The 15,391-nt window shown below is 70.3% G+C and carries 16 protein-coding genes; 10 read left to right on the top strand and 6 right to left on the bottom strand.

Going from position 1 to position 15,391, the window contains the following annotated elements; all coding sequences use genetic code 11:
- Positions 1 to 22: 22 nt before the first annotated feature.
- Positions 23 to 928: a proteasome assembly chaperone family protein gene (locus AC3RJ7_RS17930; protein WP_491457211.1), complete on the bottom strand. Its 906-nt coding sequence runs from the start codon at positions 926 to 928 to the stop codon at positions 23 to 25.
- Positions 929 to 1,003: 75 nt separating this feature from the next.
- On the opposite strand from AC3RJ7_RS17930, the gene AC3RJ7_RS17925 reads away from it, so the two are divergent.
- The 9 genes from AC3RJ7_RS17925 (at position 1,004) to lnt (ending at position 10,948) form a co-directional block, all read left to right on the top strand.
- Entirely contained in the window at positions 1,004 to 1,678 is a 675-nt protein-coding gene (locus tag AC3RJ7_RS17925; protein WP_491457210.1) for an HAD family hydrolase, read from the top strand.
- Positions 1,675 to 2,727 (top strand): tRNA (adenine-N1)-methyltransferase, encoded by a 1,053-nt coding sequence (locus AC3RJ7_RS17920; RefSeq protein WP_491457209.1) that lies wholly within the window; start codon positions 1,675 to 1,677, stop codon positions 2,725 to 2,727. Before AC3RJ7_RS17925 ends, AC3RJ7_RS17920 begins: the two co-directional genes overlap by 4 nt.
- A gap of 42 nt (positions 2,728 to 2,769) precedes the next feature.
- Positions 2,770 to 3,690 (top strand): FKBP-type peptidyl-prolyl cis-trans isomerase, encoded by a 921-nt coding sequence (locus AC3RJ7_RS17915; protein WP_491457208.1) that lies wholly within the window; start codon positions 2,770 to 2,772, stop codon positions 3,688 to 3,690.
- A gap of 62 nt (positions 3,691 to 3,752) precedes the next feature.
- The gene (locus AC3RJ7_RS17910; RefSeq protein ID WP_491457207.1) at positions 3,753 to 4,772 is read left to right on the top strand and encodes a helix-turn-helix transcriptional regulator; all 1,020 of its coding nucleotides are present in this window, start codon (positions 3,753 to 3,755) and stop codon (positions 4,770 to 4,772) included.
- A complete protein-coding gene (locus AC3RJ7_RS17905) occupies positions 4,769 to 5,761 on the top strand; it encodes a helix-turn-helix transcriptional regulator (protein WP_491457206.1) in 993 nt (330 codons plus the stop codon). Before AC3RJ7_RS17910 ends, AC3RJ7_RS17905 begins: the two co-directional genes overlap by 4 nt.
- A gap of 120 nt (positions 5,762 to 5,881) precedes the next feature.
- Positions 5,882 to 6,100 carry a twin-arginine translocase TatA/TatE family subunit gene (gene tatA / locus AC3RJ7_RS17900; RefSeq protein ID WP_491427555.1) on the top strand — a complete coding sequence of 73 codons (219 nt, stop codon included), beginning with the start codon at positions 5,882 to 5,884 and terminating at the stop codon, positions 6,098 to 6,100.
- Between the two features lie 50 nt (positions 6,101 to 6,150).
- A complete protein-coding gene (gene tatC / locus AC3RJ7_RS17895) occupies positions 6,151 to 6,909 on the top strand; it encodes a twin-arginine translocase subunit TatC (protein WP_491457329.1) in 759 nt (252 codons plus the stop codon).
- A gap of 29 nt (positions 6,910 to 6,938) precedes the next feature.
- Positions 6,939 to 9,365, top strand: a complete 2,427-nt coding sequence (locus tag AC3RJ7_RS17890) for a DEAD/DEAH box helicase (protein WP_491457205.1) — start codon at positions 6,939 to 6,941, stop codon at positions 9,363 to 9,365.
- Positions 9,366 to 9,388: 23 nt separating this feature from the next.
- Positions 9,389 to 10,948 carry an apolipoprotein N-acyltransferase gene (gene lnt, locus AC3RJ7_RS17885; RefSeq protein ID WP_491457204.1) on the top strand — a complete coding sequence of 520 codons (1,560 nt, stop codon included), beginning with the start codon at positions 9,389 to 9,391 and terminating at the stop codon, positions 10,946 to 10,948.
- Here lnt and AC3RJ7_RS17880 read toward each other — a convergent pair.
- The 4 genes from AC3RJ7_RS17880 to AC3RJ7_RS17865 all read right to left on the bottom strand — a co-directional run bounded on the left by AC3RJ7_RS17880 (position 10,945) and on the right by AC3RJ7_RS17865 (position 13,602).
- On the bottom strand, positions 10,945 to 11,307 hold the full coding sequence (locus AC3RJ7_RS17880) for an RNA polymerase-binding protein RbpA (protein WP_244854108.1): 363 nt from the start codon (positions 11,305 to 11,307) through the stop codon (positions 10,945 to 10,947). The two genes, lnt and AC3RJ7_RS17880, sit on opposite strands and share 4 nt — an antisense overlap.
- Positions 11,308 to 11,391: 84 nt before the next feature.
- Complete coding sequence (locus AC3RJ7_RS17875; protein ID WP_491457203.1) at positions 11,392 to 12,147, bottom strand: glycerophosphodiester phosphodiesterase family protein; 756 nt, start codon at positions 12,145 to 12,147, stop codon at positions 11,392 to 11,394.
- Positions 12,148 to 12,154: 7 nt separating this feature from the next.
- A complete protein-coding gene (locus AC3RJ7_RS17870) occupies positions 12,155 to 13,135 on the bottom strand; it encodes an SPFH domain-containing protein (RefSeq protein WP_491457202.1) in 981 nt (326 codons plus the stop codon).
- The gene (locus tag AC3RJ7_RS17865; RefSeq protein ID WP_491457328.1) at positions 13,135 to 13,602 is read right to left on the bottom strand and encodes an NfeD family protein; all 468 of its coding nucleotides are present in this window, start codon (positions 13,600 to 13,602) and stop codon (positions 13,135 to 13,137) included. Before AC3RJ7_RS17865 ends, AC3RJ7_RS17870 begins: the two co-directional genes overlap by 1 nt.
- Positions 13,603 to 13,741: 139 nt before the next feature.
- Between AC3RJ7_RS17865 and AC3RJ7_RS17860 the strand changes: the two genes are divergently transcribed.
- Positions 13,742 to 14,509, top strand: coding sequence for an SDR family oxidoreductase (locus AC3RJ7_RS17860; RefSeq protein ID WP_491457201.1), 768 nt, complete (start codon positions 13,742 to 13,744; stop codon positions 14,507 to 14,509).
- A gap of 89 nt (positions 14,510 to 14,598) precedes the next feature.
- Here AC3RJ7_RS17860 and AC3RJ7_RS17855 read toward each other — a convergent pair whose 3' ends face one another.
- Positions 14,599 to 15,201 (bottom strand): HdeD family acid-resistance protein, encoded by a 603-nt coding sequence (locus AC3RJ7_RS17855; protein WP_491457200.1) that lies wholly within the window; start codon positions 15,199 to 15,201, stop codon positions 14,599 to 14,601.
- Between the last annotated feature and the right edge of the window lie 190 nt (positions 15,202 to 15,391).

Raw genomic sequence — 15,391 nt, 5'->3', positions numbered from 1 at the left:
CCACGACGGCGCCCGGATGATGTCACGGCGCGCTCGGACCGCGCCCGTCGGCCCGCCCCTCGGGGCCGTCGCCGCGACGGCGAAGGTAGCGCTCGAACTCCTGCGCGATCGCCTCGCCGCTCGCCTCGGGCGCGTCGACCGCGTCGCGCGCCTGCTCGAGCTGGGCGATGTACCCGGCCATCTCCTCGTCGTCGGCCGCGAGTGCGTCGACGCCGGCCTCCCACGCCTGCGCCTCGGCCTCGAGCGTGCCGCGCGGGATCGAGAGTCCGGTCAGCTCCTCGAGCTTGCCGAGCAGGGCGAGCACGGCCTTCGGCGACGGCGCGTTGTGCACGTAGTGCGGCACCGAGGCCCACAGCGACACCGTGGGGATGCCGAGACGTTCGGCGCGGTCGGCGATGACGCTCAGGATGCCGACCGGCCCCTCGTAGGTCGAACGCTCGACGCCGAGCGCCTCGCGGACCTCGGGGTTCTCGCTCGAGGCGAACACCGTGAGCGGGCGCGTGTGCGGCGCGTCCGCGAGCATGGCACCGAGCAGCACCATGCCGTCGATGTCGGCGGTGAGCGCCGCGTCGATGAGCTCGGCGGCGAACCCCTTCCAGCTGCGGGCGGGTTCGGCGCCGATGAGCACGTGCAGGCCGGATGCCCCGGGGCCGGTCACCGGCTCGTCGGCCTCGGCCCGACCGCTCGGGCCGAGGATCGCGGCGCCGGGCCACTCGAGCCGTCGGACGCCGTCGTCGCCGGCGACGACGGTCGGGCGGGTGAACTGGTAGTCGAAGTAGAGCTCGGGGTCGACGGCGGCGACCTCGACGAGGCCGAGCCGCTCGGCGAGCAGTTTCGCCGCGCCGCTGGCGGCCTCGCCCGCGTCGTTCCAGCCCTCGAAGGCGACGACGAGCAGCCTTCGGCCCTCGAATCCGGCCGGCTGAATCACTCCGTGTGCCCCGCTTCCCACCCCGGACGCCCGGGGTCCTCTCCACAATAGGCCGTGCCCGTAGACTTGGGGGTTGTGACTGCACGCCTGCCTGCCGCCGTCCTCTGGGACATGGACGGAACCCTCGTCGATACCGAACGCTACTGGATGGCCGCCGAGGAGGAGCTCGTCGAAGCGTTCGGCGGCTCGTGGACCCACGAGGAGGCGCTCGCCCTCGTCGGCAGCGGCCTGTGGGAGTCCGCCCGGGTCTTCCAGGCGAAGGGGGTCGACCTCGACGCCGACACCATCGTCGTCCGACTCACGGATCGCGTGGCCGAGATGCTCGCCGAGCACGGCGTGCCGTGGCGGCCCGGCGCCCGCGAACTGCTCCTCGCGCTCCGCGAGGCATCCGTGCCCACCGCCCTCGTGACCATGTCCCTCCGCTCGATGGCCGACGAGATCATCTCGGCGATCCCGTTCACCGCGTTCGACGCGATCGTGACGGGCGATTCGGTCGAGCACGCGAAGCCGCACCCTCAGCCGTACCTGCAGGCCGCGTCGGAGCTCGGGGTGGACATCGCCGATTGCGTCGCCTTCGAGGACTCGCCGGCCGGGCTCACCTCCGCATTCGCCGCCGGGACGATCGCGGTCGGCGTGCCGAACATCCTCGCGCTCGACGACGTGCCCTCCACGGTGCTCTGGCCGACGCTCGAGGGCATGACCGTCGCCGACGTCGCCGCACTCGTCGGAGCGAAGGAGGCGGCGCGATGAATGCGAGCCGAGGCGAGCAGAGCGGGCCCTTCCGGGTCGGCGACCGCGTCCAGCTGACCGGGCCGAAGGGGCGGATGCACACCATCACGCTCGAGCCGGGCAAGCTCTTCCACTCCCACAAGGGACCGATCGCGCACGACGACCTCATCGGGCTGCCCGACGGCTCGGTCGTCGCGAACCAGGTCGGCATCGAGTACCTCGCCCTGCGCCCGCTGCTCAGCGACTTCGTCATGTCGATGCCCCGCGGTGCGGCCATCGTCTATCCGAAGGACGCCGCCCAGATCCTCGCGCAGGCCGACATCTTCCCGGGCGCCACCGTCGTCGAGGCGGGCGTCGGCTCGGGGGCGCTCTCGCTGTGGCTGCTGCGCGCGATCGGCGAGCACGGCCGCCTGCACTCCTTCGAGCGTCGCGAGGAGTTCGCCGACGTCGCCCGCGGCAACGTCGCGACGTTCCACGGCGCCGTCCCCGAGAACTGGTCGATCACGCTCGGCGATCTCGCCGAGGCCCTTCCCGAGACCGTCGCCGAGGCGAGCGTCGACCGGGTCGTGCTCGACATGCTCGCACCGTGGGAGTGCATCGACGAGGTCTCCCGCGCGCTCAAGCCCGGCGGAGTCGTGCTCTGCTACATCGCGACCGTGACGCAGCTGTCGCGGGTCGCCGAGGCCATCCGGGCGACGGGGCTCTACACCGAGCCGCAGTCCTCGGAGACGATGGTGCGCGGCTGGCACGTCCAGGGCCTCGCGGTGCGCCCCGACCACCGCATGATCGCCCACACGGGCTTCCTCATCACGGCCCGCCGCCTCGCGCCCGACACCGTGCTGCCCGAGCTCAAGCGCCGCCCGTCGAAGACCGAGTTCAGCGACGAGGACGTCGAGGCGTGGACGCCCGGCGCGCTCGGCGAGCGCCAGGTCAGCGCGAAGGCGCTGCGCAAGCGAGTCCGCGCCGCCGACGCGGCCGCGCGCAAGTCGTCCGGCGCCGACGAGATCGGCTCCGAGTCCGCCGTCGACCCCCACGCGCCCGGGCGCGATGCGCCCGTCGCGGACGGGTAGGCTTTCATCGCCCCTCAGCGACCCATGAAGAATCGAGGATCTGTGCGCTCGTCTCTCGCGCTCATCGCCACGGCCGGCCTCGTCGCCGTCGCGCTCTCCGGCTGCGCCGCCCAGGCTCCCGTGCCCGAGGCGAGTCCCGGTGCGTCCTCCGACATGATCGACGTGACGGGGGCGTTCGGTTCGGCACCGACCGTCGAATTCCCGACCCCGCTCGTCGTCAGCGAGACGGAGTGCACGGAGGTCGTCGAGGGCGAGGGACCGTTGCTCGAGCAGGGTCAGTTTGTCGTCGTCGGCGCCTCGCTGTTCAGCGGCGAGACCGGCGAACTGATCCAGTCGATCGGCTACGGCGACGAAACGGTGCCGTACGTGATCGGCGGCGAAAGCTCCTTGGTCGGCCTGTCGGCGGGCCTTACTTGCGCCCGCGAGGGCTCGCGTGTCGTGATCGTCGCGCCGTCCGAGGCCATGGTCCCGGCGTCCGAGAACGCCGACTTGGCGAAGGGCGGCCCGAGCGCCGTCGCGGTATTCGACGTCAAGCGCGCATTCCCGTCGCGCGCCGACGGCAGCGCCCGACTCACCCGCGACGGCTTCCCCGCCGTGGTGCTCGCGCCCGACGGCCGCCACGGCATCACCGTGCCGAAGAGCGCCCCGCCGAAGCAGAGCGAGGTCGAGACGCTGAAGGCCGGCTCGGGCGAGGTCGTCGAGGCGGGCGACCAGGTCGTCGTGCAGTTCACGGCGGTCGACTGGGACTCGAACGAGGTCACGGCCTCGACGTGGGAGGACGGGGCGCCGACCATCACCGTCGCGAGCGAGGACGGCCAGGGCGGCGCGCTTCCGCCGGCCGTCTCGAAGGCGCTCATCGGCCAGAAGGCGGGCTCGCAGATCGGCGTCATCGTCGTCCCCGAGGGCGGTGACGCGAGCGGCTCGGCCCAGTTCTACGTCGTCGACGTCCTCGGCACGCTCTGACCTCGCCATGACTCCGCCGCCGGCGCCCCTCGGGGCGCCGGCGGTTCAGTATGATCGCACGTGTGGCCGGAACAGAACCCAGTGGTGCAGCGAAGGTTCCGGTCGAAGACCGGTTGTTCAGCCTCGTCCTGGCACTCGTCGCGACCGAGACCGGCCTGCTGAAGTCCGAGATCCTCTCGACCGTCCGCGGTTACGCCGAGCGCTACGACGCATCGGGTTCGAACGCGAACCTCGAGCGGCAGTTCGAGCGCGACAAGGATGAGATCCGCGATCTCGGCATCCCGCTCGAGACGGTCGAATCGCCCGACCGCCCCGGCGACAACCAGTCGCTCCGCTACCGGATCCCGAAGGGGCAGTACGAACTCCCCGAGGCGGTGCGCTTCAGCCCCGACGAGCTGGCGCTGCTCGGCCTCGCCGCCGAGGTCTGGCGCGAGGCATCCGTCTCGGCCGACTCGCAGCGGGCCCTCACCAAGCTGCGTTCCCTCGGAATCGAGCCGCGCGATCCCGTGATCGGGTACGCGCCGCGGCTGCGCGTGCGCGACGCCGCGTTCGAACCGCTCCGGCAGGCCCTCGACCGCCGCCAGACGGTGCGCTTCCGCTATTTCAAGCCGGGGGAGCAGGCTCCGCGCGTGCGGACGGTCGACCCGCTCGCCGTCGTGCTGCACGAGGGTCGTTGGCACCTCCACGCCCGCGACCGCGACGTCGACGAGCCGCGCACCTTCCTGCTCTCGCGCATCGTCGGCGAGGTCCAGCCCGTCGCCGGTGCGACCTTCGATGCACCGCCGCCCGGCATCCAGGATCGCGTGATCGCCGAGCTCGACGCGCTGAGGCTCGCGAACGTCGCCGACCTCGCGGTGACCGCCGGAAGCGACGCCGAGGTCCGTCTCGGCAAACGTGCGGTCGAGGGCGACGAGGACGCGGGGGTCATCCGCCTGCACTACACCGATGAGGCCGTGCTCGCCGATGAGCTCGCCGCGTACGGTCCCGAGGTCCGTGTGCTCGCCCCGGCGTCGTTGCGCACCGCCGTCCGCGACCGCCTCCGGCTCGTCGCCGACTCGCACCGCGAGGGGAGCGTCCGATGAGCGAACCGCGACGCAGGCCGCTCAAGGCGTCCGACAAGCTGGTGTTCCTGCTGTCCCTCGTGCCGTACCTGCTCGAGCAACAGGTCGTCGACGTTCCCGACGCGGCCGCCCACTTCGGGGTGACCGACGACGAGATCCGCGACGCCGTGCGGCTCATCGCCACGTCGGGCCTGCCCGGGGCGACGGGCACCTACCAGCCGAACGACCTCTTCGACATCGACTGGGACGCCTTCGAGGACGACGACGTCATCGTCATCGTGCACCACGTCGCGATCGACGACGCGCCGAGGCTCTCGGCGCGCGAGGCGGCCGCGCTCATCGCCGGCCTCCAGTACCTCTCGGCGCTGCCGGAGAATGCGGGCAGCGCCTCGCTCGGCGCCCTCATGCAGAAGCTCACCGCCGGCGCCTCGGCGGCGCCGAGCCGACTGGCCGTCGCCGAATCCGGCGGGGACGCCTCGCTCGCGGCCATCCGCGAGGCGGTCGCCGGCGGGCGGCAGTTGGAGTTCGACTATCGCAATGCGATGGGCGTCGCCGGTCGCCGCCGGGTCGACCCGCTGCGCATCCTCTCGCAGGATGCCGACTGGTACCTGCAGGCCTATTGCCACACCCGGGAGGACGTCCGGAACTTCCGCGTCGACCGCATGAGCGGGCTCGTGATCTCCGAGCTCCCCATCGGCGAGCACGCGGAGACCGTCGTTCCCGACACCCTGTTCCAAGGGTCCGACAGCGACTTCGACGTCGTCGTCGACGCCCTCCCAGAGGCGCTGCCGCTCCTCGCCGACTACCTCGCCGATTCGAGGACCGACGAAGTCGACGGACGGCTCAGGGTCACGCTGCGTCTCGCGCACGTCCACGGACTCAAACGGCTCGTCGCGGGGCTCCCCGGCCTCGTCACCGTCGTCTCGCCCGCTGACGCGCGGGCCGCCGTCGCCGGCTGGGCGGATGCGGGCCTCTCCGGCTACGCTGACGACGAGTCATCCGAACGCTGAGTACGGATCCTCGCGCCGAACCCGACGGTTCGTCGGGGCATCCGTCCACCGCGGTGGGCTCGTGGAAACCTCCGGCAGGTAGACTGTCGCCAACATCCCCCGAGAAACGGACGAAAACCTATGTGGCAAGGCTTCACCGGTTGGCATGCGCTGATCATCCTCGTGGTCATCCTGCTGCTGTTCGGCGCCCCCAAGCTTCCGGCCCTCGCCCGCAGCCTCGGGCAGTCGATGAAGATCCTGAAGACCGAGGTGCGCAGCGACAAGGGCGACGGCGACGCGGCCGCCGCCGGTGACGAGACGCCGAAGTCCGAAGAGTCGGATTCCGGCAAGAGCGCCTGACACAGATGACCGCGGTGAAAGATCGCGGGGAGAAGAACCGCGAGAAGCGGATGTCTCTGGCCGCGCATCTCATCGAGCTGCGCAAGCGCCTCTTCATCTCGGCGATCGCGATCGTCGTCGGCATGGTCGCCGGCTGGGTGCTGACCGACCTCTACGTCTGGGACGCCATCCAGCAGCCCGTGGTCAGGGTCGCCGAGGCACAGGGGCACAGCGCCGAGACGGCGATCGTCTTCCCGACGATCTCGAGCGCCTTCGACCTGCGCCTGCAGATCGCGTTCACGCTCGGGCTCGTGATCTCGAGCCCGGTCTGGCTCTACCAGATCTTCGCGTTCCTCGTGCCCGGCCTGAACCAGAAGGAGCGCCGCTTCACGCTCGCGTTCTTCGCGACGGCGATCCCGCTCTTCTTCGCGGGTTGCGCCGCCGGCTGGTTCGTGCTGCCGAACATCGTGAAGCTCATGACGAGCTTCGTGCCCGAGGGCGCGATGTCGCTGCTGACGGCCAAGGAGTACATCGACTTCGTGCTGAAGCTCGTGATCGCGATCGGCATCGCCTTCGTGGTCCCGGTGTTCATCGTGCTGCTGAACTTCGCGGGCGTGATCAGCGCCGCGTCGATCATCAAGTCGTGGCGCGTCGCGATCCTCGTGATCGTGCTCTTCACGGCGATCGCGACCCCGTCGGCCGACGTGGTCTCGATGTTCATGCTCGCGATCCCGATGATCGTGCTCTACTTCGCCGCCTGGTTCATCGCGAACCTGCACGACAAGCGGGTCGCGCGTCGCAACCTCGCCGAGTTCGGAGAAGCCGTCTAGGCCCCGTCGCTGTCTAGGCTGGGGGAGTGATGAGCCTCTCGCCGGCCGAACGCTACGCGCAGTCCCGCCGCCAACGACGACAGCCTCGGCTCGCCGAGTTCGCCGCCTCGATGCGCTTCGACCTCGACCCCTTCCAGCAGGCCGCGTGCGCGGCGCTCGACGAGGGCCGCAGCGTGCTCGTGGCCGCGCCGACGGGCGCGGGCAAGACGGTCGTCGCCGAGTTCGCGGTGCACCTCGCCATGCAGGAGCAGGGCGCGAAGGTGTTCTACACGACGCCCATCAAGGCGCTCTCGAACCAGAAGTACCAGGAGCTCAGCGACACCTGGGGCTCCGACCACGTCGGCCTCCTGACGGGAGACACGAACGTCAACTCCGGCGCGCGCATCGTCGTCATGACGACCGAGGTGCTGCGCAACATGCTCTACGCCGACTCGCCGTTGCTCGATCGGCTCGCGTACGTCGTGATGGACGAGGTGCACTACCTCGCCGACCGGTTCCGCGGCGCGGTCTGGGAGGAGGTGATCATCCACCTCCCCGAGGCGGTGCGCCTCGTCTCCCTGAGTGCGACGGTGTCGAACGCCGAGGAGTTCGGCGACTGGCTCCAGGCCGTGCGCGGCGACACGGAGGTGATCGTCTCCGAGGATCGACCCGTTCCGCTCGAGCAGCACGTGCTCGTGCGGTCGAAGCTCGTCGACCTGTTCGACTCCTCGGGCCAGGCCGCCACGCACCGCGTGAACCCCGAGCTCAAGCAGCTGGCCCGCTCGGGCGGCCGATCGATCGGCCAGCGCTCGGCTCGCGGTCGTCGGGGCGGCGACCGGGGACGCTTCCACGAGTCCGGCCAGGGAGGGCGTCTCGACCGACCCGAGGTGGTCGCCCTCCTGCAGGGCAAGAACCTGCTGCCTGCGATCGTGTTCATCTTCTCCCGCGCGGGCTGCGACCAGGCGGTCCGTCAGGTCCTCCGCTCGGGCATCCGACTCACCGAGGGGCACGAGCGCGCGGAGATCCGCGCGATCGTCGAGGAGCGGGCGAGGATGCTCCGGGATGAGGATCTCGCGGTGCTCGGCTACTGGGATTGGCTCGAGGGCCTCGAGCGCGGCGTCGCCGCCCACCACGCCGGCATGCTTCCCGCGTTCAAGGAGATCGTCGAGGAGCTCTTCCAGAAGAAGCTGCTCAAGGTCGTGTTCGCGACCGAGACCCTGGCGCTCGGAGTCAACATGCCGGCTCGCTCGGTCGTGCTCGAGAAGCTCGACAAGTTCAACGGCGAAGCCAGGGTGCCCATCACGCCGGGGGAGTACACGCAGCTCACCGGCCGGGCCGGTCGGCGCGGCATCGACATCGAGGGGCACTCGGTCATCCAGTGGGTCGACGGGCTCGACCCCGAGTCGGTCGCCGCGCTCGCCTCGCGCCGCAGTTATCCGCTGAACTCGAGCTTCCGCCCCACGTACAACATGGCGGTGAACCTGATCGACCAGTTCGGTCGCGACCGCACCCGGCAGATCCTCGAGCTCTCGTTCGCGCAGTTCCAGGCCGACCGCGCGGTCGTCGACCTCGCCCGCACCCTGCGCAAGCAGGAGGAATCCATGTCGGGCTACGAGGAGGCGATGCGCTGCCACCTCGGCGACTTCGGGGAGTACGCGGGGATCCGGCGGGAGATCGGGCGGCTCGAGCGTCAGGCGTCGAAGGGCAACCCGACGCACGCCGAACGCGAGCGGCTCCAGCGCGAGCTCGGCGGCGCCCGCAAGCGCCTGCGAGCCCATCCGTGCCACGGTTGCGCCGAACGCGAGTCGCACGCGCGCTGGGCGGAGCGCTGGTGGCGCCTGAAGCAGGAGCACGACGAGCTCTCCCGGCAGATCCGCAGTCGGACGGGCCAGGTGGCGAAGCGGTTCGACCGCGTCTCCGAGGTGCTCACCGCGCTCGGCTACCTGGAGGTCGACGACGACGGACGCCTCGTCTCCACGTCCGCGGGACGCATCCTCAAGCGCATCTACGGCGAACGCGACCTGCTCGTCGCGGAATGCCTGCGTCTCGGGCTGTGGGACGGGCTCGACGTCGCCGGCATCGCCGCGATGGCCGCCTCGCTCGTGTACGAGCCGCGGCGGGATGATCGCGGGGTCGAGTACCGACTTCCGCGTCGCGGCTTCCGCGAGGCGTTCGACAAGACGCTCGACGTGTGGAGCGCGCTCGACGACCTCGAGCGCGATCATCGCCTGCCGAGCAGCGAGCAGCCGTCGCCGGCACTCGCGTCGGCGATGCACGGTTGGGCTCGAGGCGGCGCGCTCGCGGGCGTGCTCGATGACACCGACCTCGCTGCGGGCGACTTCGTGCGGCTGACGAAGCAGGTGATCGACCTGCTCGACCAGATCTCGATCGTCGCAGACGCCGAGCTGGCCGCGACGGCGCGGGCAGCGATCGACGCCGTGCGCCGGGGAGTCGTCGCCTACGGCACGGTCGCGTAGGCCCGGTCGCTTAGGCTGATCTGGTGCCATCCACCACCCCTGCGCGAGGTCTCCTGCCGCTTCCGCTGTGGGCGGCCGTCGTGGTCGCGGCCATCGGGGGCATCGTCTACGACCTCGGATTCCCCGACGTCTCGGCCTGGCCGCTCGCATTCGCGGGGATCGCGCTCGGTCTCCTTCCGCTCGTCGGCCGGCGGGCGTGGAGCGCCGCCCTCGTGGGGTTCGTCTTCGGCCTCGCCTTCTACCTGCCGCACGTGTCATGGACGTCGCTCTACCTGGGGCCCATCCCGTGGCTCGCGCTCGCGATCTTCGAGTCGTGCTTCATGGCCGGCGGTGCGGTGCTCATCGCGCTCGCGTATCGCTGGGTCCCTCGCGCGAGCACGTCCCGCTGGGCGCGACTGATCTGGCTTCCGCTGCTCGTGGCGGGGCTCTGGATCGTGCGCGAGACCGCCGCCGGTTCGATGCCGTACGGAGGGTTCCCGTGGGGGCGGGCCGCACTCAGCCAGTCGCAGAGTCCCTTCGCCGAGGTCGTCGCGTGGATCGGCTCGACGGGTCTCGGCTTCGTCATGGTCGCCCTCGTCGCGGGCGTCATCGAGTGGGTGCGCCTGCGAGGTTGGCGCGACCTCCGCACGGCCGTCCCGGTCGTCGCGCTGCTGGTCGTCGCGGTGCTCGTGCCCGCCTTTCCGACCACGACGGCGGGCGAGCTCCGTGTCGCGAGCGTCCAGGGCAACGGCCCTTCCGGTTACTTCGACGAGCGGGAGCCCGGTGACGTGCTCGCCGCGCAGCTCGAGGCGACCCAGGCGATCCTCGACGAGCAGGGTGTCGACGTGCTGCTCTGGCCCGAGGGCGGCTCCGACATCGACCCGACTCGGAGTGCGGCGGCCGCCGGGATCTTCGACACGCTGGGGCGCCGGCTCGACGCCCCGATCGTGCTGAACACGGTGACCACGCGTGACGACGAGTACTTCAACACGTCGCTCCTGTGGCGAACCGGCGAGGGCGCCGTCGACAGCTACGACAAGCGACACCCCGTGCCGTTCGGCGAGTACATTCCCGACCGGTGGTTCTACGACGCGATCGTGCCCGACCTCACGGGCCTCGTGCAGCGCGGCTACTCGCCCGGGGTGAATGCTCCCGTCTTCGACCTCGGCACGGCCGTGGCCGGCCTCGCGATCTGCTTCGACGTCATCTACGACGACGTGATCTGGCAGGGCGCCCGTGAAGGCGCCGAGCTCTACATGTTCCAGACGAACAATGCGGACTTCCGGGGAACCGACGAGAATCAGCAGCAGCTCGCGATCGCACGACTCCGCGCGATCGAGACCGGACGGTCGGTGGTCAACATCTCGACCGTCGGCACGAGCCAGGTGATCGACCCCTCGGGCCGGACGATCGACTCGCTCCCGGCCTACGAGGCCGGGGCCATGGTGACCGACGTCGAACTCCGCCACGGTCTGACCCCGTCGGTCGTGTTCGGGTCGTGGGTCTCGATCGTGATCGTCGCGGGATCGATCATCGGGCTCATCGCCGCGGGAGTCATCGCGCGGCAGCGCACGGGTCGCCCAGCGGGCGGGCCGAAGGGCTAGGCGCCGACCTTCTGGCCGCGACGGGCACGCAGGTACTGGAGGCGCTCCTCGAGCAACTCCTCGAGCTCGGGAATGGTGCGACGCTCGAGCAGCATGTCCCAGTGGGTGCGGGCGACCTTCTCACCCGAGCGGTCGATCTCGACCGGCTTCGAGTCGACGAGCAGCACGGCCGACGCACCGCAGTGACGGCACTCCCACGTCTCGGGGATCTCGGCCTCGGTCGAGAAGACCATGGTCGTGTCCCGTCCGCAGGTCTCGCACTGGTACGTGTACTCGGCGCGGTCGGCGAACACCACGCCGTCTTCGCTCTGCAGGCTCTGCGCACCGATCCGCATGCCCCGAAGGCTCCGATCCGCCATGGCGTTCTCCTCTCGATCGTCTGACAGTCTCAACGATCAAGCTGGGCGTTCCCTTTCCGAAGCCTGAGGTTTCGCGGGGAATTCTCAGCTTCGTTCGGCCAGAACGCGCAGGGCCGTGTCGGCGCGATCGGTCACGATCCCGTCGACGCCGAGATCGAGAAGCCGCACCATGTCATCGGCGTCGTTCACGGTCCAGACGTGGACCTCGGCGCCGACCGTGTGCGCCATGTCGACGAGTCGCCGGGTGACGAGCCGGATGGGACCGGTCTGCTCGGGAATCTGGAGCGCGCGGGCACCGTGCAACGCGCGCGCGGCCAGCGCGGGGGAGCGGAGCGAGGCCGCGACGCGGAATGCCAGGACCCCCGCACCACCGAGTGAGCTGACCGCATCGGGCAGCATGGCGGCCAGCCGTCGGCGCCGGCGCTCGGAGAAGCTCGTCACGAGCACGCGCGAAGCGGCGCGGCTGCGAGAGACGGCCGAGACCGTGGCGTCGACAGCGCGCTCGTCTTTCACGTCGATGTTGAATCGTGCGTCCGGGAAGGCGTCGAGCGCTTCGTCGAGCGACGGGAAGCCCTGTCCGTGACCGAGGTCGACGCGGCGCAGTTCGGCCATCGTGAGCTGACCGACCGACACGCGCCGGCCCGCCACGCGTTCGAGGGTCGAGTCGTGGGCGACGACCGCCGCGCCGTCCTGGGTCGCCCGCACGTCCGTCTCGATGTATCCGGCGCCGGTCGAGATCGCCGCGGCGAAGGCGAGCAGGGTGTTCTCGGGCGCATCCGTCGCAAGCCCCCGATGGGCGAGCACGCGCGGGACCGAACCCTCGAAATAGGTGGAGACCACGCCGGTGTCAGGCCTGCGGGAACGAGCCCGACGGCCCGCGCGGGTCTCCGCTGGGCTGCACGCCCGGCACCTGCGCGCTCGCACCGGGAGCCGGAGGTGCACCGGGCGCCGGAGGTGCGAACGCGCGGCCGATGCCTTTCAACGCCTCGGTGAGCTCGCTCGGAATGACCCACAGCTTGTTGGCATCGCCCTGGGCGAGCTGGGGCAGCATCTGCAGGTACTGGTAGCCGAGCAGCTTCGGGTCGGGGTCGCCCTTGTGGATCGCCTCGAAGACCGTGAGGATCGCCTCGGCCTCGCCCTGCGCGCGGAGCACCGCAGCCTTCGCGTCGCCCTCGGCCTGGAGGATCGCGGCCTGGCGCTCGCCCTCCGCCGTCAGGATGGCCGACTGCTTCGTACCCTCGGCGGTGAGGATGAGCGCACGACGGTCGCGCTCGGCGCGCATCTGCTTCTCCATCGAGTCCTGGATGGAGACGGGCGGGTCGATCGCCTTGAGCTCGACACGGGAGACGCGGATGCCCCACTTGCCGGTGGCCTCGTCGAGCACCACGCGCAGCTGGCCGTTGATGTTGTCGCGCGAGGTGAGCGCCTCTTCGAGGTTCAGGCCGCCGACGACGTTTCGCAGGGTGGTCGTCGTGAGCTGCTCGACCGCGCCGAGGTAGTTGGCGATCTCGTACGTCGCCGCGCGGGCGTCGGTCACCTGGAAGTACACGACGGTGTCGATCGACACGACGAGGTTGTCCTCGGTGATGACGGGCTGCGGCGGGAACGACACGACCTGTTCGCGCATGTCCACGAGCGGACGCAGCCGATCGATGAAGGGCACCAGCAGGTTCAGGCCCGGCGTGAGCGTCTTGTGGTAGCGGCCGAGCCGCTCCACGATCCCCGCGTACGCCTGCGGGATGATCCTGATCGATCGCGCGATGACGACGATGACGAAGATGACGATCGCGATGACGACGATCGTCACGATGATGCTGGGCACGTCCATTACTCGGTGGTGCTCCTCTCTACCGGCACGACGACCGCCGTCGCGCCATCGATCCCGGTGACGAGCACGCGCCCGCCCACCGGCACGTCGGCCTGCTCGGTCGCGGGCGAGAGCCGCGCCGTCCAGGTCTCGCCGTTCTGCAGGCGGACCTGGCCGCCCGCGCCGCCGACCGTCTGCACGACGGTGCCCTCCGCCCCGATGAGAGCGTCGATGTTCGTGCGCGCCGGGTCGCCGCCGCGACGGAGCGCGCGCAGCAGCGGCGGACGCAGGACCAGCATGAGGGCGACCGCGACGACCGCGGCGATGATGAACTGCGCCCACCACGGAATGCCGAACAGGCCCGACAGCAGGCCGGCGACGCTGCCGAGGGCCAGCATCAGGAAGGTCATCTCGAGGGTGAAGACCTCGATCGTCGCGAACGCCAGGATCAGCACCAGCCAGACGATCCACGCGTACTGGGTCAGCACATCCAAATCGGGACTCCTTCGCACGCGGTCGGCTCATTCCGAAACTAGCAGTGCCCGGGGCGGCATGGGGGAGTTGATAGTCTCGGATCCGCCGCGGCGGGACGACCTCGCGGTGCCCAGACCTTCGAGGAGCCTCCCCGTGACCAATCCACTCGCCCCCGGTTCGCTCGCCGGCCGCGTCGCCCTCGTGACCGGCTCGTCGCGCGGCATCGGCGCCGACACCGCTCGCTACCTCGCCGCCGCCGGCGCCTCGGTCGTCGTCAACTACCGCAGCAAGGCCCCGCGCGCCGACAAGGTCGTCGCCGAGATCGTCGCAGCGGGCGGCACCGCGATCGCCGTCGGGGCCGACCTCACCGACCCCTCGTCGGTCGCGGCGATGTTCGAGCGCACGGTGGCCGAGCTCGGCCCGATCGACGTGCTCGTGCTCAACGCCTCGGGCGGTATGGAGACCGGACTCGGCGAGGACTACGCGATGCGTCTCAACCGCGACGCGCAGGTCAACGTCGTCGAGGGCGCGCTGCCGCACCTCGCGGAGGGGGCTCGCATCGTCTTCGTGACGAGTCACCAGGCCCACTTCATCCGCACGACCCCGACGATGCCCGAGTACGAGCCGGTCGCCCTCTCGAAGCGCGCCGGTGAAGACGCGCTGCGCGCGAAGCTGCCCGAGTTCGATGCCGCGGGCGTCGAGTTCGTCGTGGTCTCGGGCGACATGATCGAGGGCACCATCACGGCGACCCTCCTCGAGCGTGCGAACCCCGGGGCGATCGACGCCCGCAAGCAGGACGCCGGCCGGCTCTACAACGTCGCCGAGTTCGCCGCCGAGGTCGCATCGGCCGTCGTCGACCCGGTCCCGGCCGAGAACACGCGGTACGTCGGCGACATCTCGGGCTTCGTGAAGGAATCCTGAGCCGGACCGCTCCGCAGCGACGACGAAAGGCCGGCCCCGAGACATCCGGGGCCGGCCTTTCGTCACGTGCGGACGGGCCGCAGGCGGGGTCAGGCGGCCTTGACGCCCTTGCCGAAGGTGAACGCGCGGACGATCTGGATGATGCCGAGCACGATCAGGCTGATGCCGATGATCCACCACAGCACCACCACGTAGAGCGGCGAGAAGAGCAGCACGATACCGGCGAGGATGCTCAGGATGCCGAAGAAGATCGCCCAGCCCTTCGAGGGGGCGTCGCCGAGCTGCACGAGCGCGACGATGCCCTCGACGATCCACAGGACACCGATGAGGATGCCGAGGAAGATGCCGAGCACGACCGCGCTCTCGGTGGGGTTCGCCACGGCGAAGATGCCGCCGATGATGAACAGGATGCCGAGGATGATGTCGAGCGCCCTCGCGCCGCCGGAGATCCCCTTCGAGAAGATGCCGAGGCCGAGGTAGGCGATGCCCGCGATGAGCAGGTAGATGCCGAGGATGACCGTGAGCACGACGGCCGAGTCCTTCGGCCAGAAGGTGATCATGAGACCGACGATGAGCGCGACGGCGCCGCTGATGCCGAGCGTCGTGCGGACGGTGTTGATGGCCGACTTCGACAGCTCGGCGGCATCGAGCGAGAACGTGGCGAAGAAGCCGGTCGGCTGTGTGGAAGACATGGCTTGTCCTTTCTGGGGGTGAACCGTGCCCGCCAAGGCTATTGCCGAACGCCGCCTGAGTATCGGATGTGAACGCGCGCGTCGCGATGCGACGCCGTGCGACCGTGACGTAGGCGATCGGTCAGTTCTCGAGAAGCTCCGGCGCGGATGTCGCAGCTAGCGTGACCGGCATGTGCCTCATCGTTCGCGC

It is taken from the genome of Agromyces solani, assembly GCF_058349925.1.
This window is presented reverse-complemented; position numbering and strand designations above follow the sequence as displayed.